Here is a 21,295-nt window from a genome sequence, read left to right on the forward strand (position 1 = left end):
GCCCCGGTTTGTCAATCCTGCAGCACGCCGCCGGCGCCTTCCAGCGTCTCGGGGGTGTCGACATCGATGGACGCTGCCCTGCCGATCTCGACATCGATGACATCGAGCCCCTCGCCCTCGACCAGATGGCGCGCGCCGGTATCGCCTTCGAGATGAGCGATCGCCGCAAACAGCGAACGCGGCAGCAACACAGGGTTGCCTCGCTTTCCCTCATGCGAGGCGCGCACGACCGATCGGCCCTCGAATTTGCGGAATGCATCGATCAGCCTGTCGAGGTCGGCTGACGCGATGCCAGGCATGTCGCCAAGCACGATCATGGCGCCGGCAGCATCGCCGCTGACCCGCGCGATACCGGCCTTCAGCGATGACGACAGGCCCTCGGCGAAATCCGGATTATCAGCGAAAGTCACATCCAGTCCCGACAACGCGGCGCGTACACGCTCGCGCTGATGGCCGGTGACGACGACGGTGCCCGAAGCTTTGGAGCCGAGCGCGCGCTCGGCGCTGCGGCGCACCAGCGGCTGGCCGTCGAACAGTGCCAGCAGCTTGTTCGGGCCGCCCATGCGGCTGGAGCGGCCGGCGGCCAGCAGCACGATATCGACCTTCAACTCGGCACTCTCAGACTTTGGCGCCGGCAGCGGCTCGCGCGGCTGTGGCCTAGTCGGGATTTCCATCAACAGACCGCCGACACCCATGCCGGCAATATCCTTGGCCGTCACGTCGAGACCGGCGATCAACCTGTCGAGAACCCAGTCGAAGCCGTTCTCCTTGGGGCTGCGGGCGCAGCCCGGCGCGCCGATGACGCGCTTGCCGGCAAGCGCGCCGAGCACCAGGAGATTTCCGGGATCGACCGGCATGCCGGCGCGAGTGACGGTGCCGCCGGCCTTCTCGATCGCTGCCGGGATGACGTCGCCAAAATCGCTCATCGCCGATGCGCCGAAGATCACCACAATATCGTTGTCACGCGCCAGCGAGCCCGCAGCCTCCGCAACGGCGCCAGCGTCGTGTGGCGTGCGGCGCTCGGTCGTCAGCCGGCCACCCGAGCGCGCCAGACGGGCTTCGGTGACCCGCAACGTCTTGTCGAGCACACTCGGCTTGATGCCGGGCAGAACCGTCTGGATGACGCCGACACGCACCGGCTGATAGGCATTGACGGCAAAGATCTCGCCGCTGGCGCAGATCCTTGCCACCGCATCGACCAGGGCGGAAGCAACGGCGAAGGGAATGATCTTCACGGTTGCGACCATCTGGCCATTTTCGACCGGTGCGTGCTCCGCCAGCGTGGCGATGGTGATGGTCGGATCGACGGCGTTGATGGCGTTGATCATCGCGGCATCGACCGTGAAGATACCGGCCGCCCGGGCGTGCAGATTAACCCGGCCGGTCGCGGCGGGCTTCGCCTCGACATTGCGATGGATCATGCTTTCGGCGATCTTTTCGGCGGCAGCGTCCTCGCTCAAATCATCGGGAGCAAGAACAGCCGCGACAACCTCCGAAATCCCTGCGGCCCTGAGCACCGACACGTCGTCGGCGCTCAGCCTGTGTGCCTTGCGCAAGCGCCGTTCTCCGGCCGTGGTGGCATGCGCCAGCACTGCGCCTTCGGCCGTATCTACGGGGATTGGCCCAAACTTCACGCCACCGCGTCCTTGGATTCGAGGCCACGCGAACGAAACGCCTGGATCGCTTGCGCCAACACCGCCACAGCTATTTCGGCCGGGCTCGCCGCACCGATGTCGAGACCGATCGGCGCGTGGATGCGCGCGATCTGGTCGGCGGTCGCGCCCAATGCCAGCAGGCGTTCGACCCGCTTCGCATGGGTCTTGCGGCTGCCGAGCGCCCCGACATAGAAGCAGTTGGCGTCGAGCGCCGCCTTCAGCGCGAAATCGTCGATCTTCGGATCATGGGTGACGGCGGCCAGCGCCGTAAAGCTGTCGAGCGGCTGGCGCTTCAGGATATCCACCGGCCATTCGGCATGCAGCGCGACATCGGGAAAGCGGTCTGCGGTGGCAAAGGCCGTGCGCGGATCGACGATCTCCACGGGGTAGCCGGCGATCCTGGCCATCGGCGCCAGTGCCTGGCTGATATGGACTGCGCCGATCACCACCAGGCGCGGCTGCGGCAGATGGGCGTTGAGGAAGAAGGTTCGCCCTTCCGCCTCGACCGACCCGGAATTGCCTGATCGAAACGCCTTGGCGATCGCAGCGCCCAATTCACCGGCGACCTGATCGCCCTCCCGCACGATGCGATCGCGGCCATCGCCGAGATCGGTGACCAGGATTACCGCGCGTCGGGCTCGGCGTTCGGCGTTGAGTGTTTTCAGCGCATACGGATCCATAGTGCTGGCCTAACCCAATCGCTCGACATAGACCTTGATGCGACCACCGCAGGATAGGCCGACCTGCCAGGCGGTTTCGTCGGCGACGCCGAACTCCAGCATCTTGGCCTTGCCGCTGTCGATGACGTCGACCGCCTCGGTGACCACCGCGCCTTCGACGCAGCCACCAGAGACGGAGCCGTGGAAATTGCCGTCCGCGTCGATGACAAGGTGGCTGCCGACCGGGCGCGGCGCCGAGCCCCAGGTCTCGACCACGGTGGCAATGGCGACATCCTTGCCGTCTTTCATCCAGCCTTCCGCGATGATCAGCGGATCGCGGGCCTCATCGAGATAAATGCTGTTTTCCATCACCGTTTCTCCCGGAGAAAACATATGACTATGCGGCGTCTCTCGCGCCACCCTCAATCCATCTGCGTGGGTCGACGGAGCGCGCCGAAGTCTTGTCCAGCGACGCGCACAGGTCGGCGAGCGCATCGAGATTGTGCACCGAGCGGAATTCGTCGACATGCGGCAGCATCGCCTTGACGCCGCGGGCGCGCGCTTCGAAGCCGTCGAAGCGCAGCAGCGGGTTCAGCCAGATCAGCCGCCGGCAGGATTTGCGCAGGCGCTCCATTTCCTCCGACAGGCCGGCAACGTCGTCGCGCTCCAGCCCGTCGGTGATCAGGAGAACCACCGCACCCTGCCCCAGCACACGCCGCGACCACAGCCGGTTGAATTCGCCCATCGTATCGCCGATGCGGGTGCCGCCCGACCAGTCCATCACCGCCGCCGAACAGTCGGCGAGTGCTGCGTCTGGATCGCGATGGCGCATCTGCCGCGTCAGATTTGTCAGCCTGGTGCCGAAAACGAAGGCGTGCACGCGCCGGCGCTTTTCGGTCAGCGCATGCAGAAAATGCAGGAAGATGCGCGTGTACTGGCTCATCGAACCGGAAATATCGGCAAGCACGACCAGCGGCGGGTGAACCTCGCGGGCTGAACGGAATTTCGGCAGGATCAATTCGCCGCCGGTGCGCGCAGCGGAACGCATCATGGCGCGCGGATCAATACGGCGACCATGCGCATTAGACTTGAAGCGGCGTGTCCTGACCATGTCGAAGGGCAGCCGCAACTCGGCGATCGCCTTCTTGGCGTCGATCATCTCGGCGGCGTTCATCTGGGCAAAATCCTTGCCCCTCAGCACCTCGTTGCCGGAAAATGTGAAGCGGGCGTCGACCTCGATCTCGGGGATTTCCTGCGCCGGCTGGTTCTTCAGGTGGCCCTCGAACATCGCCTGGCTGACGCGGTTTTCCGCAGCCCGCGGCTTTTGCTTCTCTCTGATATCAGGCGCCACCGGCGAAAACATCGCCAGCATCTTTTCGATCAGCTCGTGCGATTTCCAGAACAGCCGGAAGGTTTCGTCAAAGGTGGGGTGATCTTCGTGCCGCGATACCAGCACGGCATGCAGCGTCCAGTAGAAATCGTCGCGGGAACCGATGCCGGCGGCCAGCACCGCCTCGATGGCATCCTTGACCGAGGCCGGGCCGACCCGCATGCCGGCCTTGCGCAAGGTGCGGGCGAAATAGACGATGTTATCGGCGATCCGCCCGTCCGGCGTGGCCTCTTTCGGTTCGGGACGCAGCGTTGCCATCGCCCTACTCCGCCGCCGAAAGCTCGGCCTTCACCTCGTTGAGGATGCGCCGGCTTTCGCCCTGCTCGATACGGGCAATGTCGTCCTGGTATTTCAGCAGCACGCCGATCGTGTCGGAAACGGTTTCCGGATCGAGCGCCACCTTGTCGAGTTCGGTCAGCGCGCCGGCCCAGTCGATGGTCTCGGCCACACCCGGCACCTTGAACAGTTCGATCTGGCGCAGCTTCTGGATGAACGAAACCACCTCGGCCGACAGCCGGCTGTTGGCCTGCGGCACTTTCCGGCGCACGATTTCCAGCTCGCGCTCGGCATTCGGGTAATCGACCCAGTGATAGAGGCAGCGCCGCTTCAGCGCGTCGTGGATCTCTCTGGTGCGGTTGGTGGTGATGATGACGATCGGCGGCTCCTCCGCCTTGATCGTGCCGAGCTCGGGCACCGTGACCTGGAAGTCGGAGAGGATTTCGAGCAGGAACGCCTCGAAGGCCTCATCGGTGCGGTCGAGCTCGTCGATCAGGAAGACCGGGGCGGCGCCGGCCTTGCCGGTCAGCGCCTCGAGCACCGGGCGGCGGATCAGGTATTTTTCGGAAAAGACGTTGCGCTCCATGTCGGAGCGGTCAACCTTGCCGGCCGCCTCCTCCATGCGGATCTCGATCATCTGCGCGGCGTAATTCCACTCGTAGACGGCCGAAGAGACATCAAGGCCTTCATAGCATTGCAGGCGGATCAGCCTGCGGCCGAGCGCTTGCGCCAGCACCTTGGCGATCTCGGTCTTGCCGACGCCGGCCTCGCCCTCGAGGAACAGCGGCCGTTTCATGCGCAGCGACAAGAACAGCACAGTCGCCAGCGACCGGTCCGCCACATAGTCCGCACCGGTCAGGAGATCGAGCGTCTCATCGATCGTCCGCGGCGTAGGGCGTGGGTTCAACCCGGTCATTCTCTCTCCGTGCGTGCGGCCCATCCAGAGCCTCTACAGAGCGTGATAGCCGCGGTCGTGATAGATCAGCGGCCGCAAATTATCGCCGATACGCAGGCCTGTCACCTTGCCAAAAAGCACACGGTGGGTGGCCAGATCCTTGGTATCGATCAGTTCGCAGTCGAACACGGCAAGCGCGCCCTTCAGTGTCGGCGCACCGGTCGAGATCATATCCCACTCGCCGAGCGCGAAGCGTTCCTCGACAGGCAGGCCGGTGAGGCCGGAAAAGCCGACCGACAGCGCCTCCTGGTCCGAAGCCAGCGCGTTCAAGGCGAACCTGCCATTCTTCACGAACGGCTCGTTCTTGGGATTTTCGCGATTGAGGCAGACCAGAATGGTCGGCGGCGAGTCCGACACCGAACAGGCTGCAATGACAGTCGCACCCCGCCTGCCGGCGGTACCATCGGTGGTGACCACATGGACGTGGCCGGCAAAATGGGCCATCGCGTCGCGATAGGCCTGCGGCCCTATGTCGTTCTTCTTCAGCACCGGCGATTTCCATTGGTTTGAAGCGAGATGAACCCAACCGTTATATATGGCGGCATATTGCATGCCACAAGCGAAGTGGTTGACATGCATCCTGAATTTCGCGTGTTGCGTGAAAGCTGACCAGCCTTTAGGTCTTGGCAGGAAGTGGCGCCGGCAAACACGCGACCGGCGCGGAGGAATTCTTCGCTCGCATGAGACCCCGGACAATAGGCACGACAACGACAATAGCGGTGCTGGCCTGGCTGTCTCTCGCCGGTGATGCGAACGCTGAGACGCTGCTGGTCGGTGTCGCGGCACCACTGTCCGGGCCGTCGGCGACCCTCGGCAAGCAGATCGAGGCGGGCGCCGGCCTGGCAGCAGCGGCGAACAGCGCTCAACTCAAGGTTGTCGACGACGCCTGTACGGCCGATGGCGGGGCTGCCGCAGCGAGGGAATTCGTTGCGGCGAAGGTCGGCGTGGTCGTCGGCTTCCTCTGCACCGAGGCGATCGAGGCGGCACTGCCGATCCTGAAGGACGCCAACATACCGGTCATCACCGTCGGCGTGCGCACCGAAAGCCTGACCGACCGGCGCGCCAAGACCGGCTGGCCGATCTTTCGGCTCGGGCCGCGCGGCGATGACGAGCGGAACGCCGTCGCCTTCAATCTCACCCGTCAATGGCAGAACGAGCTGTTCGCCATCATCGACGACGGCACGATTTACGGCCGCGAAATCGCCGAGACGCTTCGGGCGGCAGCCGAGCAGGCGGCGCTGAAACCGGTGTTCGTCGACACATTCAGGCCGCAGCTCGACAACCAGATCGGGCTGATCGGGCGGCTAAGGAAGGCCGGCGCAACGCATGTCTTTGCCGGCGGCGACGGCGAAGACATCGCCATCATGGGCCGCGACGCCGGCCAGCTCGACGTCGGCATCATTTTTGCCGGCGGCGAAGCGCTGCGCACAGCGCCCGGCGACGTGCCTTATGCCCCGGGCACGCTGATGTTTGCGCCGCCCGAATGGGCCGATGTCGCCGACTCCGAGGTGCTCGAAAGCTTTGCCGCACAAAAGATCGTGCCGGAGGGCTACACGCTGCCGGCCTATGCGGCGGTCGAGATCGCCAAGGCGGCGACGGCCGAAACCTCCGGCAGGCCACTGGCCGATGCGCTCGCCGCGCATGACTTCAGTACCGCGATCGGGCCGATCCGCTTTGACGGCAAGGGCGACTTGACCGAAAACCTTTATCGGGTCTTCCGTTTCAACGGCGCAAATTTCGTGCCGGCGGAGGCCAAATGATGTTTCGCACCGGGCCGCGCAATCTCATCACCGATGTCGCCGGCCTGCGTGTCGGCAACGCTTCCGATGCGAGGCTGAAGTCCGGGGTGACCACCATCGTCTGCGACGAGCCGGCAGTGGCCGGTGTGCAGATCCTGGGCGGTGCGCCGGGCACCCGCGAGACCGACCTGCTCGAGCCGCACAATTCGATCGAGGCGATCCATGCCGTGGTGCTTTCGGGTGGCTCGGCTTACGGCCTCGATGCCGCCTCCGGCGTGCAGGCGGCACTGCGCGAAAACGGCATCGGCGTGGAGGTCGGCGGCTTTCGCGTGCCGATCGTGCCGGCGGCGATCCTGTTCGACCTGCGCAACGGCGGCGACAAGGACTGGGGCCGCTATCCGCCCTACCGTGATCTCGGCTATGAGGCGGCACAGGCAGTCGGCATCGATTTTCCGCTCGGCACGGTCGGCGCGGGCACCGGTGCCCTGAGTTCCGGCCTCAAGGGCGGCCTCGGATCGGCCTCGACGATGCTCGACAGCGGCGTCACCATCGGCGCACTCGTCGCCGTCAATCCGACCGGCTCGGTGACGATCGCCCGAAGCAGGCACTTCTGGGCAGCGCCCTTCGAGATCGGCGACGAGTTCGGCGGGCTTGGTTATCCCGCGCCGATGCCGAAGGACGCGAAAAGGATCCTGCTGAAATTTCGCGACAAGCACGTCGGAGGCAACACGACCATCGCCGTCATCGCCACGGACGCCCTTCTCACCAAGGCCGCCGCAAAACGCCTGGCGATATCAGCGCATGACGGCTTCGTGCGCGCCATTTGGCCGACACATACGCCGGCCGACGGCGATCTGGTTTTCGCGCTGGCGACCGGCAAGAGCGGCATCGAGCTCGCGCCCAACGACGCCATCGAGCTTTACGCCGCGGCCGGCGCCACCATGGCGCGCGCCATCAGCCGCGGCGTCTTTGCCGCGACGCCCGCCGATGGCGACCTGTTTCCGGTCTGGTCGTCGCGTTGAATGCGGGCTGCCGTGGCCCGTCATCAGGTGGGATCGGATTTTTCCTCCTCGAACGTGACCGCGACATCCGAATTTGCCGACAGCCGGACTTTCTGGCCCTCGACTTCGGCTACGAGGCTGAGCGGAATGAAGTGGTGATGCCCTCTGTGGGCGCCCTCGCCGCTGTCGCGCTTGGTCAGCTTGATTCGGTGTCCCTCAACCTTGTCGACAGTGCCGACATGGACGCCGTCGGCGCCGATCACTTCCATATGTTCGCGAATGCTGGCTGCATCGGTCATTGTGGGTTGTTCTCCATTTCAAGCTGCCAACATAAACAAATGACGGCACGATTGGATGCATCGGGTTGCGTCTCAGAGGACACGACGTTTTGACGATGTCGTGATAGTGATCGAAACAACGCTGGCTGCTCAAACGGAAGTCCGATGCGAATTCTCGTCCTGTTTGCTGTGTCCCTCCTTGCCCAGTTTGCAACTTCGCTCGCCGCCGATGCCGGCGATGTTGCCGAGCTTGAAATCCTCGGCTTCACCGGGGATGGCGGCGCCTTCGCCTTCGAGGAGTACGGTGTCCAGGACGGGTCGGGGTTTCCCTATGCCAATCGCTATTACATCAACACCGCCGACGACAGTTTTCTCAAGGGTACGCCGATCAGGGTGCGGCTTGACGACGAGAACGCAACGCTCGACGCGGCGCGCCTTGCAGCCCGGCAGAAAGGTGAAGCTATCATCAAACAGGCGGAATTGACGGCGAATCGCGGCATTACCGCCGGCTCCAACCCGGTAACCGAGCTTTCGGCCGATCCGTTCCGCATGGTGGTCAACCCGCGGCCGATCTTTTCGCCGGTCGATGATCCGCTCGAGTTCCGACTCGACGAGATCGGCATGAACGATACCGAAACCTGCCAAAACCTTGGCGAGATCAACGGCTTTCGGCTTTTGCGCATCGAAGCGAAAGGCGGCGGCAAGACTGAACTCCTGCACGAGGACAAGTCGATCCCCAAAAGCAGAGGCTGCCCGAACGGCTATCGAATCGGCGCGGTGCAGACATTTTCCATGCAGGGCCTCAGCGCCTATGCCGTGCTGATCGCGGTGCGCCAGTACGGCTTCGAAGGGCCTGACTATCGCTGGATCGCGGTGACCGGCCGGCTGTGACGTCGCTCCCCGCCCTACGCAACGGCGTCCTGGATCGCATCCGCAAGGCCTTGCCGTCGCCGTCCGCCGCAGTTTGCGGCGCCCTGCTGTGGGCCGCCGCGATGGGCGCCAGCGCACTTGTCAATCTGCTGCTGGACGACTGGGTGACCCCGGCAAATATCCGCTTCGTCTCGTTGCTCTATGCGGCGGGCGGTGCGCTCGCATTTCCGGTTGGCCTGTTCCTGGCGCGGCTCGTCTCGCTCGGGCGGCATTGGCAAGTAGCCTTGGCGGCCGCGTTTGTCTGCCTTCTTGCCACCACGATCGGCTTCACCGGTGGGCTCTTTGCGCTGCAATACCGTTCCTACTATGCCCAGTGGCATGAACCTGCACTGACCATTGGCTGGTCCATCCAGTTCGTGCACACCATGGCAACGGCGTTCTATCAATTCATCGTGCTGGGCATCCGGCTTTATTTTCCGCTCGGTTTCATCGCGCTTGCTCTCGCCAGCATCTGGTTTGCGCGGCAGCAGCGTTGAGCATTTTGTTTGCCTCTGTTAGGACGCGGGCGAACGCCCTCGCAAGTCAGGACTGACCGATGATCCCTCGCTACTCCCGGCCGGATATGGTGGCCATCTGGTCGCCCGAAACCCGGTTCCGCATCTGGTTCGAGATCGAGGCCTATGCTTGCGACGCGCTGGCCGAGCTCGGCGTGATCCCGAAGGAGGCCGCCAAAACCATCTGGGAAAAAGGCGGGGCCGCCAAGTTCGACGTCGATGCGATCGACGAGATCGAGCGCGTCACCAAGCACGACGTCATCGCCTTCCTCACCCACCTCGGCGAATTCGTCGGTCCGGACGCCCGCTTCATTCATCAGGGCATGACCTCCTCGGACGTTCTCGACACCTGCTTTGCCGTGCAGCTCACCCGCGCCAGCGACATCCTTCTGGCCGACATCGACGGCCTGCTTGCGGCGCTCAAGCGCCGCGCCTTCGAACACAAGGACACCGTCACCATCGGTCGCAGCCACGGCATCCATGCCGAGCCGACCACCTTCGGCGTCAAGCTGGCGCAGGCCTATGCCGAATTCTCGCGCTGCCGCGAGCGGTTGGTGCACGCGCGCGAGGATATTGCGACATGCGCCATATCAGGTGCAGTCGGCACCTTCGCCAATATCGATCCCTATGTCGAAGAGCATGTGGCGAAGCAACTCGGATTGAAGCCGGAGCCGGTGTCGACGCAGGTGATCCCGCGCGACCGCCATGCGATGTTCTTTGCGACGCTCGCTGTCATCGCCTCGTCGATCGAACGGCTGGCGACAGAAATCCGCCATCTGCAGCGCACCGAGGTGCTGGAGGCAGAAGAGTATTTTTCGCCCGGGCAAAAGGGCTCGTCAGCGATGCCGCACAAGCGTAACCCGGTGCTTACCGAAAACCTCACCGGGCTTGCCCGCATGGTGCGTTCGTTCGCGCTGCCGGCGATGGAGAATGTGGCGCTCTGGCACGAGCGCGACATTTCGCATTCGTCGGTCGAGCGCATGATTGGCCCGGATGCGACCGTTACGCTCGATTTCGCGCTATCGCGGCTGACCAGTGTCATCGACAGATTGCTCGTCTATCCCGACAACATGCTGAAGAACATGAACAAGTTCCGCGGCCTCGTGCATTCGCAGCGTGTGCTGCTGGCGCTGACCCAGGCCGGCGTCAGCCGTGAGGACGCCTACCGGCTGGTGCAGCGAAACGCCATGAAGGTATGGGAGCAAGGCGCTGATTTCCTTGAGGAACTTTTGGCCGACAAGGAGGTCACCGCAGCCTTGCCCGAGGCCGAAATTCGTGAAAAATTCGACCTTGGCTATCATACCAAGCATGTCGACACGATCTTCAAGCGGGTGTTCGGAGAAGCGTGAGGCCACGCGGTTTTGACCGGTCCCAGCCGATGGTTTCAAGCTGGAGCACCCCTCATCGGACCGCGGAGCCTGTCCTCGGGCTTGCCGAAGGCAAGACCCGTGGACGGCCACCTTCTCCCACAAACAAGGGGAGAAGGTAAGACGGCATCGACCTCGCCGCACCGTCAGGTTCGAATAATCAAGCCTTGCCTGGAACGGTCCTGATCACCGTTCCCCATGGGTCCTCGCGGGTCGTTGCATCAGTCACATTGTCGGACCGCATTTCGACCCAGGCGAGGCCGCACCGGGAAGGATCGCGACGGCCGGCGCCGGCGCTCTGCCACGAATTGGCGCCGATGTGGTGATGGTAGCCGCCTGATGACAGGAACACCGCCGCGCCACCATATTTCGCCATGGTATCGAAGCCGAATTCCTGGTGCCACCAGGCCTCGGCGTCTTCCGGCCGTCCGACGCGCAGATGGACATGGCCGATGATGCTGTTGTCCGGCATGCCCGGCCAGGCGGCATCGCCGGCCGGCACGTCGGCGACGACCGACGAAATGTTGAGCCGTTCGGTCGCCATCGCTATCTTGTCACCATTCCACTTCCAGTCCTCATGGCGGCGGTCGGCGTAGATCTCGATGCCGTTGCCTTCAGGATCGGTCAGGTAAAGTGCCTCGCTGACCAGATGGTCCGATGCGCCTTCGATGCCGATCTTGTTGGCGATGGCATGGTTGATCCAGCGCCCGAGGTCGGCCCGGCTGGGCAGCAGGAAGGCAGTGTGAAACAGGCCGGCGCTGCGCGGATCGTCGGGCTTCGCCGCTGCATCCGCCTCGATGTCGAGCAAGGGACGATTGGCGGCGCCCAGCGTGATCGTGCCACCGGTGCGGCTCAGTTCCTGCAGCCCGATGACATCGCGATAGTAAGCGGCCAAGCTTTCGGCATCTCGCGCCCGCAGCCCGACGCGGGCAACGCTGACCGGGGTTGTAGCGGCAAAAGGCAATTCGCTCATCAAAGTCTCCGTTTGGCCGGCCTTCACGAGATCCCCAAAACCAGGAGCCCGGCGCCACCTACCATCGTACATCGTGTCAGTTCCAAATCCTGGGTCTCATGTACACGGCTGTATCTTTTCCCGATGACAGATCGTCGTTCTTGATCGTTCACACAAGACGCCAAGAAGCGAACATGGTGTTCACAATTATGAGCAATCGCAAAGTGATCAGACCCAGTTGCGCATGATCTTGTTCAAAAACCGCTTCACACTTTTTGGGATCATGCGCGGTTGCACGAAACCGTGTCCCTCGCTACATGCGCGCCATGAAAGTCAGGGACGCAGACATTCTCATCGTGCCGGGCTACACCAATTCCGGTCCCGACCATTGGCAGAGCCGCTGGCAATCGAAATTGTCGACGGCGCGGCGCGTCGAGCAGGCGGAATGGTCGAAGCCAGTGCGCGAAGACTGGACGGCGAGCGTGGCAAAGGCGGTCAACGAGGCCGAGCGACCGGTCGTCGTCGTCGCGCACTCACTCGGCGTCGCTGCCGTGATTCAGGCAATGCCGCAGTTCCAGCGTCCGGTCGCCGGAGCCTTCTTCGTGGCGCCGCCCGACGTCGCCAACCCAGAGATAAAACCCAGGCACCTGATGACCTTCGGACCATATCCGCGCGAGCCGCTGGCATTTCCCTCGGTGGTGATCGCCAGCCGCAACGACCCGTTCTGCACCTTCGAGGTGGCCGAGGACATTGCCGGCGCCTGGGGCTCGCTGTTCATCGACGCCGGCGAGGCCGGACATCTCAACGCCGATGCCGGCTTCGGCCCGTGGCCGGAAGGCTCGATCACTTTTGCGAAATTCCTGACGGACCTTTAGGGGCCTATCGAGTCCCTCACGCTCTTCAGCAGGGTTTTTGCGCCCAGCCCGATCAACGCGTGCTCGGAGCCCATCGCCAGCAGCCGGTAGCCCATCGACACCACGCGGCCGGCGATGGCCGGCTCGATGACGTAGATCGCGGCATGCTTGCCGGCCTTGCGCGTCCGCTCGGCGATCGAGGCGACTGTTTCCATCATGCTTTCGAGCGTCGAGTTGACGGCGGCGCCGTTCGACCAGGCAATCGAAAAATCCGATGGCCCGAGGAAGATGCCGTCGATACCCGGCGTATCGAGGATGCCGTCGAGTGCATCGAGCGCGGCGCGCGTTTCGACCATGGCGAAGGCCATGGTGCGCGCGTTGCTGTCGCGCAGCCAGTCGGCATAGTCGCCCTTGCCATGACGCGGAAAGGCATAAGTCGGGCCCCAGGAGCGCTCGCCGAGCGGCGGATACTTCATGGCGGCAGCGAACAGCCTGGCGTCCGCCACCGAATTCACCATCGGCGCAATCACCGCCTCGGCGCCGAAATCGAGCGCGCGGCTGGCCATGTCGAAGCGGCCGACCGGAATACGCACCAGCGCCGGTTTGCTGGCGGCCAGCACCGGCGCAAGGCCGCGCAGCACGCTGTCCTCATGATGTCCGCCATGCTGCATGTCGAGGGTGACGGCATCGAAACCCTGTCTGGCAAGAATCTCGACCGTCAGGGCATCAGGCACGCCGGACCATGCGGTGCACAAGGTTTCATCGGCCGCAAGGCGTGACTTGAGGGACATGGGCGCCTTCCTTATTCGACCTCGCATCGGCCCAAAATCGCCGACAAAGTCGGCCCGACGCGAGGAGTCAAAGTTTTAGAGCGTACTTTCCGAATGGATGCACGTCACTCTAATGCAGTTCAGCCGGAAACAGCTGCAAAGGCAAAGAAAAACCGCCCGGAGGGGCGAGGCGGTCGATTGGTCCAGCGTGTCGATTGGCTCAGAGCAAAGGGTCAGGTGTTCTTGATCTGCTCGATTGCCTGCGCCATCAGATCGTCCATGGTGCGGCGAATCTGGTGGTCCGACTGGACGACCCCGGCTTCATCGAAATCCTTGCGGATCTTGCGGAAAACGTCGTGGTCGCCGGCTTCCTCGATATCGGCGAGGACGACCTGGCTGGCATAGGCTTCGGCGTCGGCCCCGGCCTTGCCGAGCTTTTCGGCGGCCCACAGGCCGAGCGCCTTGTTGCGGCGGGCCGCAGCCTTGAACCGGAGTTCCTCGTCGATTACGAACTTGCGCTCGAAGCCCTCCTCGCGATCTTTCATGCTGCTCATGGCATCCCTCCGGTCAAATCCGATTTGGTTGGCAGTCGAAATATGTGTCTTGCCCAGCACAAACCAAAAGGCCGCGGGCCGGTCAATATGCTACATCACTTGCTGCGCTGCGGCATTTCATTCCGGAAAGCGGTGATTGAAAGGATTTGCCGATTGAGCAAACACTGCGATTGGGATAGACACCGGCATTGAACCCCTACCGTTGCCGCACTAATTTAGGCGTACGGACAGGAACTGGTCGCTTGCCGCCTGCCCGGAAATCCAGAGAAAAGATCAGATGAAAAATCGCCGCCGCATTTATGAAGGCAAGGCCAAGATCCTCTATGAGGGCCCTGAGCCGGGAACACTGATCCAGTTCTTCAAGGACGACGCGACCGCTTTCAACAAGAAGAAGCACGAAATCGTCGATGGCAAGGGCGTGCTCAACAACCGCATTTCCGAGCACATCTTCAACCATCTCAACCGGATGGGCATTCCGACCCATTTCATCCGCCGGCTCAACATGCGCGAGCAGCTGATCAAGGAAGTCGAGATCATCCCGCTCGAGGTGGTCGTGCGCAATGTCGCCGCCGGCTCGCTGGCCAAGCGTCTAGGCATCGAGGAGGGCACCGTGCTGCCGCGCTCGATCATCGAATTCTATTACAAGGCCGATGCGCTCGACGACCCAATGGTGTCTGAAGAGCACATCACCGCTTTCGGCTGGGCAAGCCCGCAGGAGATCGACGACGTCATGGCGCTGGCCATCCGCGTCAACGACTTCCTCTCCGGCTTGTTCATGGGCGTCGGCATCCAGCTTGTCGACTTCAAGATCGAATGTGGCCGGCTGTTCGAAGGCGACATGATGCGCATCGTCGTTGCCGACGAGATCTCGCCGGACTCGTGCCGTCTGTGGGACGTGGCGACCCAGGACAAGCTCGACAAGGATCGATTCCGCCGCGACATGGGCGGTCTGGTCGAAGCCTATCAGGAAGTCGCCCGCCGCCTCGGCATCATGAACGAGAACGAGCCGCCGCGTCCCGCCGGGCCGGTGCTCGTCGCCTCGACCGATGGCCTCAAAGGCAAGCCGCACTGAGATTTCTTGCCGCTCAACACGTCGAACAGGAGCATGTCCAGCGTGATCAAGGCCCGCATTACCGTCACTCTCAAGAACGGCGTGCTCGACCCGCAAGGCAAGGCGATCGAACACGCATTGTCCGGGATGGGCTTTGACGGCGTCGGCCAGGTTCGGCAGGGCAAGGTTTTCGACGTCGAGCTTGCTGAGAGCGACAAGGCCAAGGCCGAAGCCGATCTCAAAGCCATGTGCGACAAGCTTCTGGCGAATACGGTGATTGAGAACTATAGTGTGGCCATTACCTGAGGTTGTGCCGGAGGGCAGATGGCCGAGATTGATGGAAGCTTGATATTTGAAGTCCTCAAGTCCATTCAGTCGCGTCTGGACAGGATGGATTTGACGCTCGGGGAGGTAAAGTCCGAGCTTGGCTCTATCCGCGGCCATCTCATCGCCACCGAGGGCGACGTGAAGAACATTTATGGCGTACTGGCTCGCCAGGACGAGCGCCTGGAACATATTGAACGCCGCTTAGACCTGCGCGAGCTTGCCGAAGCCCAGAGGCCTTACGAACCGAAATGAAATCAGCCGTTGTTCTTCTCCCGGGCCTCAACCGTGACCGCGACATGATCGCGGCGCTGACCAAGATTTCGGGAACGCCGCCGGTCACCGTCTGGCAGACCGACACCGAAATCCCCGATGTCGATCTGATCGCCATTCCCGGCGGCTTCTCCTTCGGCGATTACCTGCGCTGCGGCGCCATTGCCGCGCGCATGCCGGTGATGCGGGCGGTCGCCGAAAAGGCGGCCAAGGGCGTGATGGTCATCGGCGTCTGCAACGGCTTCCAGATCCTGGTCGAGGCCGGCCTCTTGCCGGGCGCCTTGATGCGCAACACGTCGCTGAAATTCGTCTGCCGGCAGGTCAAGCTGCAGATCGCCAACGCCAACACGATGTTCACCCGCCGCTATCAGCCGGGCCAGATCATCCGCTCGCCGGTGGCGCATCATGACGGCAATTACTTTGCCAACGCCGAGACGCTGCGCAGGCTCGAAGGCGAAGGCCAGGTCGTGTTCCGCTATGCCGAAGGCACCAATCCCAACGGCTCGATCAACGACATTGCCGGCATCATCAACGGCCAGGGCAATGTGCTCGGCCTGATGCCGCATCCCGAGAACCTGATCGAAGCGGCGCATGGCGGCAGCGACGGCCGGGCGCTGTTCGAAAGTGCGCTTGGCATCGCCGCTTGATATCTTCAGCGTTCATCTTTTTTCCGAATTCGAAATAGGCGCCGCATGAGCCCGAGACAGACGATCGCCCGCCTCGCTCTTGTCGCCGCCGCCGGCCTTGTGCTCGCCTCCTGCCAGTCGAAGCCGAAGAACGCGCCGGCGCCTTCGGGCAAGAGTGCGGCGCTGCTTGCCATGGAACAGGTGGCGATCGCCGCCCACAAATGCTGGATCGCCAGCAAGGATCCCGCTTTCAAGCCCTATCAGATGGCCAACGAGCTGAATTCGTTCACCGGCACGCCGCGCTTCCTGCTGGTTCCGGTCAAGCATTATGGCGGAAAGCCGTTGCTGGTCGTGCAGGCACAGGGCAATTCACGCCGGGTTGACGTGTACGGTCCGCTGATGGCCGAACCGCTCGGCGCACGCATCGGCTCGGATATCGCGCGTTGGCAGACAGGCAACCCGGCCTGCGGTGCGGCTGCATAGGGCGGTGAGCCGCTGCCTGCAGGTCGGCCGCGCCTTGCGTCCGCTTTCCTCCCCCCGGTCATACTCCCGCGCCCACAGATAGGAATAGAGAATGATCTGTCCGTGATCCGGCTCAGTCATCCCGGTCATCGTCGCGGGCGACGGCATCGAGGCCGGCGAGAAGCTCTTCGCGTTCCTCGGCCGACAGGTCCTCGACACGGTGTGCCCGCTGGGCGCTACGGCCGGCGAGATGGTCGAACTGCTCCGCCGTCAGGAGAACGAACTTGCGCTTGCCGCGCTTGGTGATGTCGACAGGGCCGCGGAACGCCGCCTCCACAACCTCGCCGGATTTGTTACCGAGATCTGTGAGGGTGAAACTCGCCATAATGATTTCCCTTCATTACCCCGAAAATAGGCGAATTAGCTGTTTTCAGCAATAGCATATTCATCGGGACTCGCGGGGCGAGAATGCAGTGAAGGTCTGCGAATGCATCGTCTGCTCGCGATACCATCCCGCTATTCGAGACGGGGCACGCGAGACATATTCTCAGTCCCAGAACGGCCTCAGACCCTCACGATGGGCGTCGGCACGCGAGATGCCGATATCCCTGAGCTGATCGTCGGTCATCTCCAGCAAGACCAGCCGGCTGCGCCGGCGATCCAGCAAGTTGCCGATCCGGTTTGCGAGTGAGTTGACCATTCGCACCAGGCGACGGACATAGCCTTGCCGGCCTGACGGGCGGGCTCCGGACGATCCAGCTCTGGTGTAACGGATTGTATCGATTGCAGCCATTTTCTTGCTACCAAAATTCGAGATTGTACCTATTTGTTGCGCGGTCACATATGTATTGACTCTCAAAACGGTGCAATATAGAAAATTGTCACCATGACAAATTGGCTTCCCGACCTTTCCGCCGGCTCCGGGCCGCTCTATCAGCGGCTTGCAGATTCCATCGAAACGGACATTGACCGTGGCTTGATCGCCGCCGGGGCAAAATTGCCGCCGCAGCGCGATCTGGCATACGACATCGGCACGACCGTCGGCACGGTCGGCAGGGCCTACCAATTGTTGCGCGAGCGGGGCCTGGTGAGCGGCGAAGTCGGACGCGGAACCTATGTGCTTGGCCGGCATGACACCAAGACCGATCTGCTGGCGCCCGACCCGCAGGTGGAAGGCACGCGCTATATCGATGCGCCTCGCGGCAAGCTGCGCTTCGACAGCACGGCTGCGCCTGATACCGGCCAGGGCGCCATTGTCGCCGATGTGCTTTCGCGCACGGCGCAGGAGCATCCGTACGAGATTTCAAGCTATACGCGGGATTTTCCCAACCGCTGGGTCGAGGCCGGCTGCAGCTGGCTGTCGCGAAATTCGTTTCGCCCAAGCCCCGATGGCATCGTTCCGACGCTCGGCACCCATGCCGCGGTTATGGCGGCGATTGCCGCGCTGACCACGCCCGGCGACTATATCGTCTTCGAGCACCTCACCTATTCGCAGATTTCTCGCAGCGCCGGCCTGATCGGCCGCCGCACCGCGCTGGTGACGTCGGACGCGGAAGGGCTCGATCCGGAGGATTTCGAGCGCGTCTGCGCGCAAAAACACCCGAAAATGATGTTTTTGATGCCGACGGCCAAGAACCCTACATTGGTGACGCTGTCGGCAACGCGCCGTGAGGCCATCGCCCGCATCGCGCGCGAATACAATGTCATCCTGATCGAGGACGATCTCTATGGCGATCTGACCGACGACCCGACGCCGCTCCTGGCCGAATATGCCCCCGAACGGACCATCGTCGCCGGCGGCCTGTCGAAATCGGTTGCGGCCGGCGTTCGCGGCGGCTGGCTCGCCTGTCCGCCGGCCTATCGTCACCGCATCCGGGTCGCTCACAAGATGCTGACGGGCGGCCTCCCCTTCCTGCTGGCGGAACTGTGCAGCCGGCTGGTTCTGTCCGGCCAGGCCAGCGAGATGCGCAAGCGCAGCATCGTCGAGATCAACGCGCGCGTGGCGATCGTGCGCGAGACACTAGCCGGGTTCGACTTCAACGCACTAGACAATGTGCCCTTCATCTGGCTCACCCTGCCCGATCCATGGCTTTCCGGCACCTTCAAGAACGCCTGTCTCGAACATGGCGTGCTCATCGACGATGAGGACGAGTTCAAGGCCGGCCGTTCCGAGCAGGTTTTTCACGGCGTGCGGTTTGGCGTTTCACAGCCGGAGCGACGAGAGGACATCGCGGGCGGTGTCGGCGTGATCCGGCGGCTGCTGGACGAGGGCCGCGCCGGCTACGACAGTTTCTCCTGAACCGGCTTGAAACCGGCGGGCCGAGTGGCGATCTTTCGCTACTGCATCGTTTTTGTCGCTTGATGGGTGTATCGGCTGCAAAGCTTGCGATAAGACGGGACTCGATCCCAAGGACATAAATTGCCGCCCATGACCATTTCCAATTCCGTGCCGATCACTCCGGAACTCATTGCCGCGCACGGGCTGAAGCCCGACGAATATCAGCGCATCCTCGACCTGGTCGGGCGCGAGCCGAGCTTTACCGAGCTCGGCATCTTTTCGGCGATGTGGAACGAGCACTGCTCGTATAAATCCTCAAAAAAGTGGCTGCGCACGCTGCCCACCACCGGGCCGCAGGTCATCCAGGGCCCGGGCGAGAATGCCGGCGTGGTCGATATCGGCGACGGCGACTGCGTCGTCTTCAAGATGGAGAGCCACAACCACCCCTCCTTCATCGAGCCCTATCAGGGTGCGGCGACCGGCGTCGGCGGCATCCTGCGCGATGTCTTCACCATGGGCGCCCGGCCGATCGCGGCAATGAACGCGCTGCGCTTCGGCGCGCCGAACCATCCCAAGACCAGGCACCTGGTTGCCGGCGTCGTTGCCGGCGTCGGCGGCTACGGCAATTCGTTCGGCGTGCCGACGGTCGGCGGCGAAGTCAATTTCGACGCGCGCTACAATGGCAACATCCTGGTCAACGCCTTTGCGGCGGGGCTGGCCAAGACCGATGCGATCTTCCTGTCGGAAGCCAAGGGCGTCGGTCTGCCGGTCGTCTATCTCGGCGCCAAGACCGGCCGCGACGGTGTCGGCGGCGCCACCATGGCCTCGGCCGAATTCGACGACAGGATCGACGAGAAGCGGCCCACCGTTCAGGTCGGCGACCCGTTCACCGAAAAATGCCTGCTCGAAGCCTGCCTCGAACTGATGGCGTCCGGCGCCGTCATCGCCATCCAGGACATGGGTGCTGCCGGCCTCACCTGCTCGGCGGTCGAGATGGGCGCCAAGGGCGACCTCGGCATCGAGCTCGACCTCGACAAGGTGCCGGTGCGCGAGGAGCGCATGAGCGCCTATGAGATGATGCTGTCGGAGAGCCAGGAGCGCATGCTGATGGTGCTGCGCCCCGAAAAGGAAAAGCAAGCCGAGGCGATCTTCCACAAATGGGGCCTCGACTTCGCCATCGTCGGCAAGACAACCGACGATCTGCGCTTTCGCGTGCTGCACCAGGGCGACGAAGTCGCCAATCTGCCGATCAAGGACCTTGGCGACCAGGCGCCGGAATATGACCGTCCCTGGACCGAGCCGAAGAAGCCGGCGCCGCTGGCGGCCGGCGATGCACCGCAAGCGGATGTCGCCGAGGCGCTGCTGAAACTGCTTGGCGGGCCCGACCTGTCCTCGCGCCGCTGGGTATGGGAACAATACGACACGCTGATCCAGGGCAATTCGCTGCAGCTTCCGGGCGGCGATGCCGGCGTGGTGCGCGTCGAGGGCCATCCGACCAAGGCGCTCGCCTTCTCCTCCGACGTGACGCCGCGCTATTGCGAGGCCGACCCTTACGAGGGCGGCAAGCAGGCGGTGGCCGAATGCTGGCGCAATCTTACCGCCACCGGCGCGCTGCCGCTCGCGGCCACCGACAACCTCAATTTTGGTAATCCGGAACGACCCGAGATCATGGGCCAGTTGGTCGGCGCCGTGAAAGGCATCGGCGACGCCTGCCGCGCGCTCGGCTTTCCGATCGTCTCCGGCAATGTCTCGCTCTACAACGAAACCAACGGGCAAGGCATCTTGCCGACGCCGACCATCGGCGGCGTCGGACTGATCGCCGACTGGTCCCAGATGGCGCGGATCGGCTTTGCCGCCGAGGGCCAGATGATCCTGCTGGTCGGCGCGCCGTCGATGTGGGGAACGCATCTCGCCCAGTCGGCCTATATGCGCGACATCCATCGCCGCACCGATGGCCCGCCGCCGCCGGTCGACCTCGACCACGAAAAGCGCGTCGGCGACCATGTGCGCGCCCTGATCGCCTCCGGCGTCGTCACATCAGCGCATGACGTTTCCGATGGCGGCATTGCCGTCGCGCTGGCCGAGATGGCGATGGCGTCCGGCATCGGCGCAACCGTCCCCGGCCTGGTCGGGACCGACCCGATCCCGGTCTGGTTCGGCGAGGATCAGGGCCGCTATCTCTTGACGCTGTCGATCGATCCGCAAAGCAAGGAATGGGACGCTATTCGCGAACAGCAGAGCAAGCTCGGCATCTTCGCGCCGTGGATCGGCTCGACCGGCGGCCGCGACCTGAAACTTGGCGAGGCGCGGGCGATCCCTGTCGGCGAATTGACCGCTGCCCACGAATCCTGGTTTCCTCGCTTCATGGCAAATGAGGTCGTGGACCCCTGATTTGATCGAGCGGGGT

25 protein-coding genes are annotated in these 21,295 nt (G+C 63.3%); 13 read left to right on the top strand and 12 right to left on the bottom strand.

All coding sequences use genetic code 11. The features are described from left to right. Positions 1 to 11: 11 nt before the first annotated feature. From AC0L17_RS13905 to AC0L17_RS13930, 6 genes are read right to left on the bottom strand one after another with little or no spacing between them, the layout of a single operon-like run. On the bottom strand, positions 12 to 1,634 hold the full coding sequence (locus AC0L17_RS13905) for an NTP transferase domain-containing protein (protein ID WP_473516247.1): 1,623 nt from the start codon (positions 1,632 to 1,634) through the stop codon (positions 12 to 14). Continuing rightward, positions 1,631 to 2,335 (bottom strand): XdhC family protein, encoded by a 705-nt coding sequence (locus AC0L17_RS13910; protein WP_473516248.1) that lies wholly within the window; start codon positions 2,333 to 2,335, stop codon positions 1,631 to 1,633. Before AC0L17_RS13910 ends, AC0L17_RS13905 begins: the two co-directional genes overlap by 4 nt. 9 nt (positions 2,336 to 2,344) lie before the next feature. Beyond that, positions 2,345 to 2,683 (bottom strand): XdhC family protein, encoded by a 339-nt coding sequence (locus AC0L17_RS13915; protein WP_027154201.1) that lies wholly within the window; start codon positions 2,681 to 2,683, stop codon positions 2,345 to 2,347. Positions 2,684 to 2,711: 28 nt separating this feature from the next. Then, entirely contained in the window at positions 2,712 to 3,962 is a 1,251-nt protein-coding gene (locus AC0L17_RS13920; protein WP_473516249.1) for a vWA domain-containing protein, read from the bottom strand. Positions 3,963 to 3,966: 4 nt separating this feature from the next. Then, a complete protein-coding gene (locus AC0L17_RS13925) occupies positions 3,967 to 4,896 on the bottom strand; it encodes an AAA family ATPase (protein WP_473516250.1) in 930 nt (309 codons plus the stop codon). Positions 4,897 to 4,929: 33 nt separating this feature from the next. Then, on the bottom strand, positions 4,930 to 5,424 hold the full coding sequence (locus AC0L17_RS13930) for a flavin reductase (protein ID WP_473516251.1): 495 nt from the start codon (positions 5,422 to 5,424) through the stop codon (positions 4,930 to 4,932). A 191-nt stretch (positions 5,425 to 5,615) separates the two neighbouring features. Between AC0L17_RS13930 and AC0L17_RS13935 the strand changes: the two genes are divergently transcribed. Together AC0L17_RS13935 and AC0L17_RS13940 are read left to right on the top strand one after the other, a co-directional pair. Next, on the top strand, positions 5,616 to 6,695 hold the full coding sequence (locus AC0L17_RS13935; protein ID WP_473516252.1) for a branched-chain amino acid ABC transporter substrate-binding protein: 1,080 nt from the start codon (positions 5,616 to 5,618) through the stop codon (positions 6,693 to 6,695). Then, positions 6,695 to 7,696, top strand: coding sequence for a P1 family peptidase (locus AC0L17_RS13940; protein WP_473516338.1), 1,002 nt, complete (start codon positions 6,695 to 6,697; stop codon positions 7,694 to 7,696). The genes AC0L17_RS13935 and AC0L17_RS13940 overlap by 1 nt, the downstream gene beginning before the upstream one ends. 23 nt (positions 7,697 to 7,719) lie before the next feature. Here the strand turns inward: AC0L17_RS13940 and AC0L17_RS13945 are convergent, their stop codons facing one another. Further along, positions 7,720 to 7,974 carry a DUF2171 domain-containing protein gene (locus tag AC0L17_RS13945; RefSeq protein WP_128246624.1) on the bottom strand — a complete coding sequence of 85 codons (255 nt, stop codon included), beginning with the start codon at positions 7,972 to 7,974 and terminating at the stop codon, positions 7,720 to 7,722. A 144-nt stretch (positions 7,975 to 8,118) separates the two neighbouring features. Between AC0L17_RS13945 and AC0L17_RS13950 the strand changes: the two genes are divergently transcribed. The 3 genes from AC0L17_RS13950 to purB are packed head-to-tail and all read left to right on the top strand — an operon-like array spanning position 8,119 to position 10,726. Then, positions 8,119 to 8,844 carry a DUF2259 domain-containing protein gene (locus AC0L17_RS13950; RefSeq protein ID WP_473516253.1) on the top strand — a complete coding sequence of 242 codons (726 nt, stop codon included), beginning with the start codon at positions 8,119 to 8,121 and terminating at the stop codon, positions 8,842 to 8,844. After that, on the top strand, positions 8,841 to 9,359 hold the full coding sequence (locus tag AC0L17_RS13955) for a hypothetical protein (RefSeq protein WP_473516254.1): 519 nt from the start codon (positions 8,841 to 8,843) through the stop codon (positions 9,357 to 9,359). Before AC0L17_RS13950 ends, AC0L17_RS13955 begins: the two co-directional genes overlap by 4 nt. A gap of 59 nt (positions 9,360 to 9,418) precedes the next feature. Further along, on the top strand, positions 9,419 to 10,726 hold the full coding sequence (gene purB / locus AC0L17_RS13960) for an adenylosuccinate lyase (protein ID WP_473516255.1): 1,308 nt from the start codon (positions 9,419 to 9,421) through the stop codon (positions 10,724 to 10,726). Positions 10,727 to 10,904: 178 nt separating this feature from the next. Here purB and AC0L17_RS13965 read toward each other — a convergent pair whose 3' ends face one another. Continuing rightward, the gene (locus AC0L17_RS13965) at positions 10,905 to 11,717 is read right to left on the bottom strand and encodes a VOC family protein (RefSeq protein ID WP_473516256.1); all 813 of its coding nucleotides are present in this window, start codon (positions 11,715 to 11,717) and stop codon (positions 10,905 to 10,907) included. Positions 11,718 to 12,022: 305 nt separating this feature from the next. Here AC0L17_RS13965 and AC0L17_RS13970 point away from each other — a divergent pair, with 305 nt between their 5' ends. Then, positions 12,023 to 12,571, top strand: a complete 549-nt coding sequence (locus AC0L17_RS13970; RefSeq protein ID WP_473516257.1) for an RBBP9/YdeN family alpha/beta hydrolase — start codon at positions 12,023 to 12,025, stop codon at positions 12,569 to 12,571. On the opposite strand, the gene AC0L17_RS13975 is transcribed toward AC0L17_RS13970, so the two are convergent. Both AC0L17_RS13975 and AC0L17_RS13980 read right to left on the bottom strand, forming a co-directional pair. Then, the gene (locus AC0L17_RS13975) at positions 12,568 to 13,341 is read right to left on the bottom strand and encodes an HpcH/HpaI aldolase family protein (RefSeq protein WP_473516258.1); all 774 of its coding nucleotides are present in this window, start codon (positions 13,339 to 13,341) and stop codon (positions 12,568 to 12,570) included. The genes AC0L17_RS13970 and AC0L17_RS13975 overlap by 4 nt on opposite strands. A 212-nt stretch (positions 13,342 to 13,553) precedes the next feature. Continuing rightward, positions 13,554 to 13,874 carry a DUF1476 domain-containing protein gene (locus tag AC0L17_RS13980; RefSeq protein ID WP_091591813.1) on the bottom strand — a complete coding sequence of 107 codons (321 nt, stop codon included), beginning with the start codon at positions 13,872 to 13,874 and terminating at the stop codon, positions 13,554 to 13,556. A gap of 277 nt (positions 13,875 to 14,151) precedes the next feature. Here AC0L17_RS13980 and purC point away from each other — a divergent pair, with 277 nt between their 5' ends. The 5 genes from purC to AC0L17_RS14005 are packed head-to-tail and all read left to right on the top strand — an operon-like array spanning position 14,152 to position 16,631. Then, positions 14,152 to 14,946, top strand: a complete 795-nt coding sequence (gene purC / locus AC0L17_RS13985) for a phosphoribosylaminoimidazolesuccinocarboxamide synthase (RefSeq protein WP_023798245.1) — start codon at positions 14,152 to 14,154, stop codon at positions 14,944 to 14,946. Positions 14,947 to 14,988: 42 nt separating this feature from the next. Continuing rightward, the gene (purS, locus tag AC0L17_RS13990; protein WP_023798246.1) at positions 14,989 to 15,231 is read left to right on the top strand and encodes a phosphoribosylformylglycinamidine synthase subunit PurS; all 243 of its coding nucleotides are present in this window, start codon (positions 14,989 to 14,991) and stop codon (positions 15,229 to 15,231) included. 18 nt (positions 15,232 to 15,249) lie between these two features. Continuing rightward, positions 15,250 to 15,504, top strand: coding sequence for a hypothetical protein (locus AC0L17_RS13995; protein ID WP_091591367.1), 255 nt, complete (start codon positions 15,250 to 15,252; stop codon positions 15,502 to 15,504). After that, positions 15,501 to 16,169: a phosphoribosylformylglycinamidine synthase subunit PurQ gene (gene purQ, locus AC0L17_RS14000; RefSeq protein ID WP_473516259.1), complete on the top strand. Its 669-nt coding sequence runs from the start codon at positions 15,501 to 15,503 to the stop codon at positions 16,167 to 16,169. The genes AC0L17_RS13995 and purQ overlap by 4 nt, the downstream gene beginning before the upstream one ends. A gap of 45 nt (positions 16,170 to 16,214) precedes the next feature. Beyond that, positions 16,215 to 16,631, top strand: coding sequence for a hypothetical protein (locus AC0L17_RS14005; protein WP_473516260.1), 417 nt, complete (start codon positions 16,215 to 16,217; stop codon positions 16,629 to 16,631). 112 nt (positions 16,632 to 16,743) lie between these two features. Here AC0L17_RS14005 and AC0L17_RS14010 read toward each other — a convergent pair whose 3' ends face one another. Together AC0L17_RS14010 and AC0L17_RS14015 are read right to left on the bottom strand one after the other, a co-directional pair. Beyond that, positions 16,744 to 16,995, bottom strand: coding sequence for a type II toxin-antitoxin system prevent-host-death family antitoxin (locus AC0L17_RS14010; protein ID WP_473516261.1), 252 nt, complete (start codon positions 16,993 to 16,995; stop codon positions 16,744 to 16,746). A gap of 162 nt (positions 16,996 to 17,157) precedes the next feature. After that, positions 17,158 to 17,403 (bottom strand): DUF1127 domain-containing protein, encoded by a 246-nt coding sequence (locus AC0L17_RS14015; RefSeq protein ID WP_473516262.1) that lies wholly within the window; start codon positions 17,401 to 17,403, stop codon positions 17,158 to 17,160. 93 nt (positions 17,404 to 17,496) lie between these two features. Here AC0L17_RS14015 and AC0L17_RS14020 point away from each other — a divergent pair, with 93 nt between their 5' ends. Together AC0L17_RS14020 and purL are read left to right on the top strand one after the other, a co-directional pair. Beyond that, positions 17,497 to 18,909: an aminotransferase-like domain-containing protein gene (locus AC0L17_RS14020; RefSeq protein ID WP_473481737.1), complete on the top strand. Its 1,413-nt coding sequence runs from the start codon at positions 17,497 to 17,499 to the stop codon at positions 18,907 to 18,909. 129 nt (positions 18,910 to 19,038) lie between these two features. Then, the gene (purL, locus tag AC0L17_RS14025) at positions 19,039 to 21,279 is read left to right on the top strand and encodes a phosphoribosylformylglycinamidine synthase subunit PurL (RefSeq protein ID WP_473516263.1); all 2,241 of its coding nucleotides are present in this window, start codon (positions 19,039 to 19,041) and stop codon (positions 21,277 to 21,279) included. Positions 21,280 to 21,295 lie beyond the last annotated feature (16 nt).

Source organism: Mesorhizobium sp. WSM4829 (assembly GCF_055811475.1).

Coding starts and splice junctions, on each gene's coding strand:
- AC0L17_RS13910 (WP_473516248.1), bottom strand. CDS start 2,335: ATGGATCCGTATGCGCTGAAAACACTCAACGCCGAACGCCGAGCCCGA.
- AC0L17_RS13915 (WP_027154201.1), bottom strand. CDS start 2,683: ATGGAAAACAGCATTTATCTCGATGAGGCCCGCGATCCGCTGATCATC.
- AC0L17_RS13920 (WP_473516249.1), bottom strand. CDS start 3,962: ATGGCAACGCTGCGTCCCGAACCGAAAGAGGCCACGCCGGACGGGCGG.
- AC0L17_RS13925 (WP_473516250.1), bottom strand. CDS start 4,896: ATGACCGGGTTGAACCCACGCCCTACGCCGCGGACGATCGATGAGACG.
- AC0L17_RS13935 (WP_473516252.1), top strand. CDS start 5,616: ATGAGACCCCGGACAATAGGCACGACAACGACAATAGCGGTGCTGGCC.
- AC0L17_RS13940 (WP_473516338.1), top strand. CDS start 6,695: ATGTTTCGCACCGGGCCGCGCAATCTCATCACCGATGTCGCCGGCCTG.
- AC0L17_RS13945 (WP_128246624.1), bottom strand. CDS start 7,974: ATGACCGATGCAGCCAGCATTCGCGAACATATGGAAGTGATCGGCGCC.
- AC0L17_RS13950 (WP_473516253.1), top strand. CDS start 8,119: ATGCGAATTCTCGTCCTGTTTGCTGTGTCCCTCCTTGCCCAGTTTGCA.
- purB (WP_473516255.1), top strand. CDS start 9,419: ATGATCCCTCGCTACTCCCGGCCGGATATGGTGGCCATCTGGTCGCCC.
- AC0L17_RS13965 (WP_473516256.1), bottom strand. CDS start 11,717: ATGAGCGAATTGCCTTTTGCCGCTACAACCCCGGTCAGCGTTGCCCGC.
- AC0L17_RS13970 (WP_473516257.1), top strand. CDS start 12,023: ATGAAAGTCAGGGACGCAGACATTCTCATCGTGCCGGGCTACACCAAT.
- AC0L17_RS13975 (WP_473516258.1), bottom strand. CDS start 13,341: ATGTCCCTCAAGTCACGCCTTGCGGCCGATGAAACCTTGTGCACCGCA.
- AC0L17_RS13980 (WP_091591813.1), bottom strand. CDS start 13,874: ATGAGCAGCATGAAAGATCGCGAGGAGGGCTTCGAGCGCAAGTTCGTA.
- purC (WP_023798245.1), top strand. CDS start 14,152: ATGAAAAATCGCCGCCGCATTTATGAAGGCAAGGCCAAGATCCTCTAT.
- AC0L17_RS13995 (WP_091591367.1), top strand. CDS start 15,250: ATGGCCGAGATTGATGGAAGCTTGATATTTGAAGTCCTCAAGTCCATT.
- purQ (WP_473516259.1), top strand. CDS start 15,501: ATGAAATCAGCCGTTGTTCTTCTCCCGGGCCTCAACCGTGACCGCGAC.
- AC0L17_RS14005 (WP_473516260.1), top strand. CDS start 16,215: ATGAGCCCGAGACAGACGATCGCCCGCCTCGCTCTTGTCGCCGCCGCC.
- AC0L17_RS14010 (WP_473516261.1), bottom strand. CDS start 16,995: ATGGCGAGTTTCACCCTCACAGATCTCGGTAACAAATCCGGCGAGGTT.
- AC0L17_RS14015 (WP_473516262.1), bottom strand. CDS start 17,403: ATGGCTGCAATCGATACAATCCGTTACACCAGAGCTGGATCGTCCGGA.
- AC0L17_RS14020 (WP_473481737.1), top strand. CDS start 17,497: ATGACAAATTGGCTTCCCGACCTTTCCGCCGGCTCCGGGCCGCTCTAT.
- purL (WP_473516263.1), top strand. CDS start 19,039: ATGACCATTTCCAATTCCGTGCCGATCACTCCGGAACTCATTGCCGCG.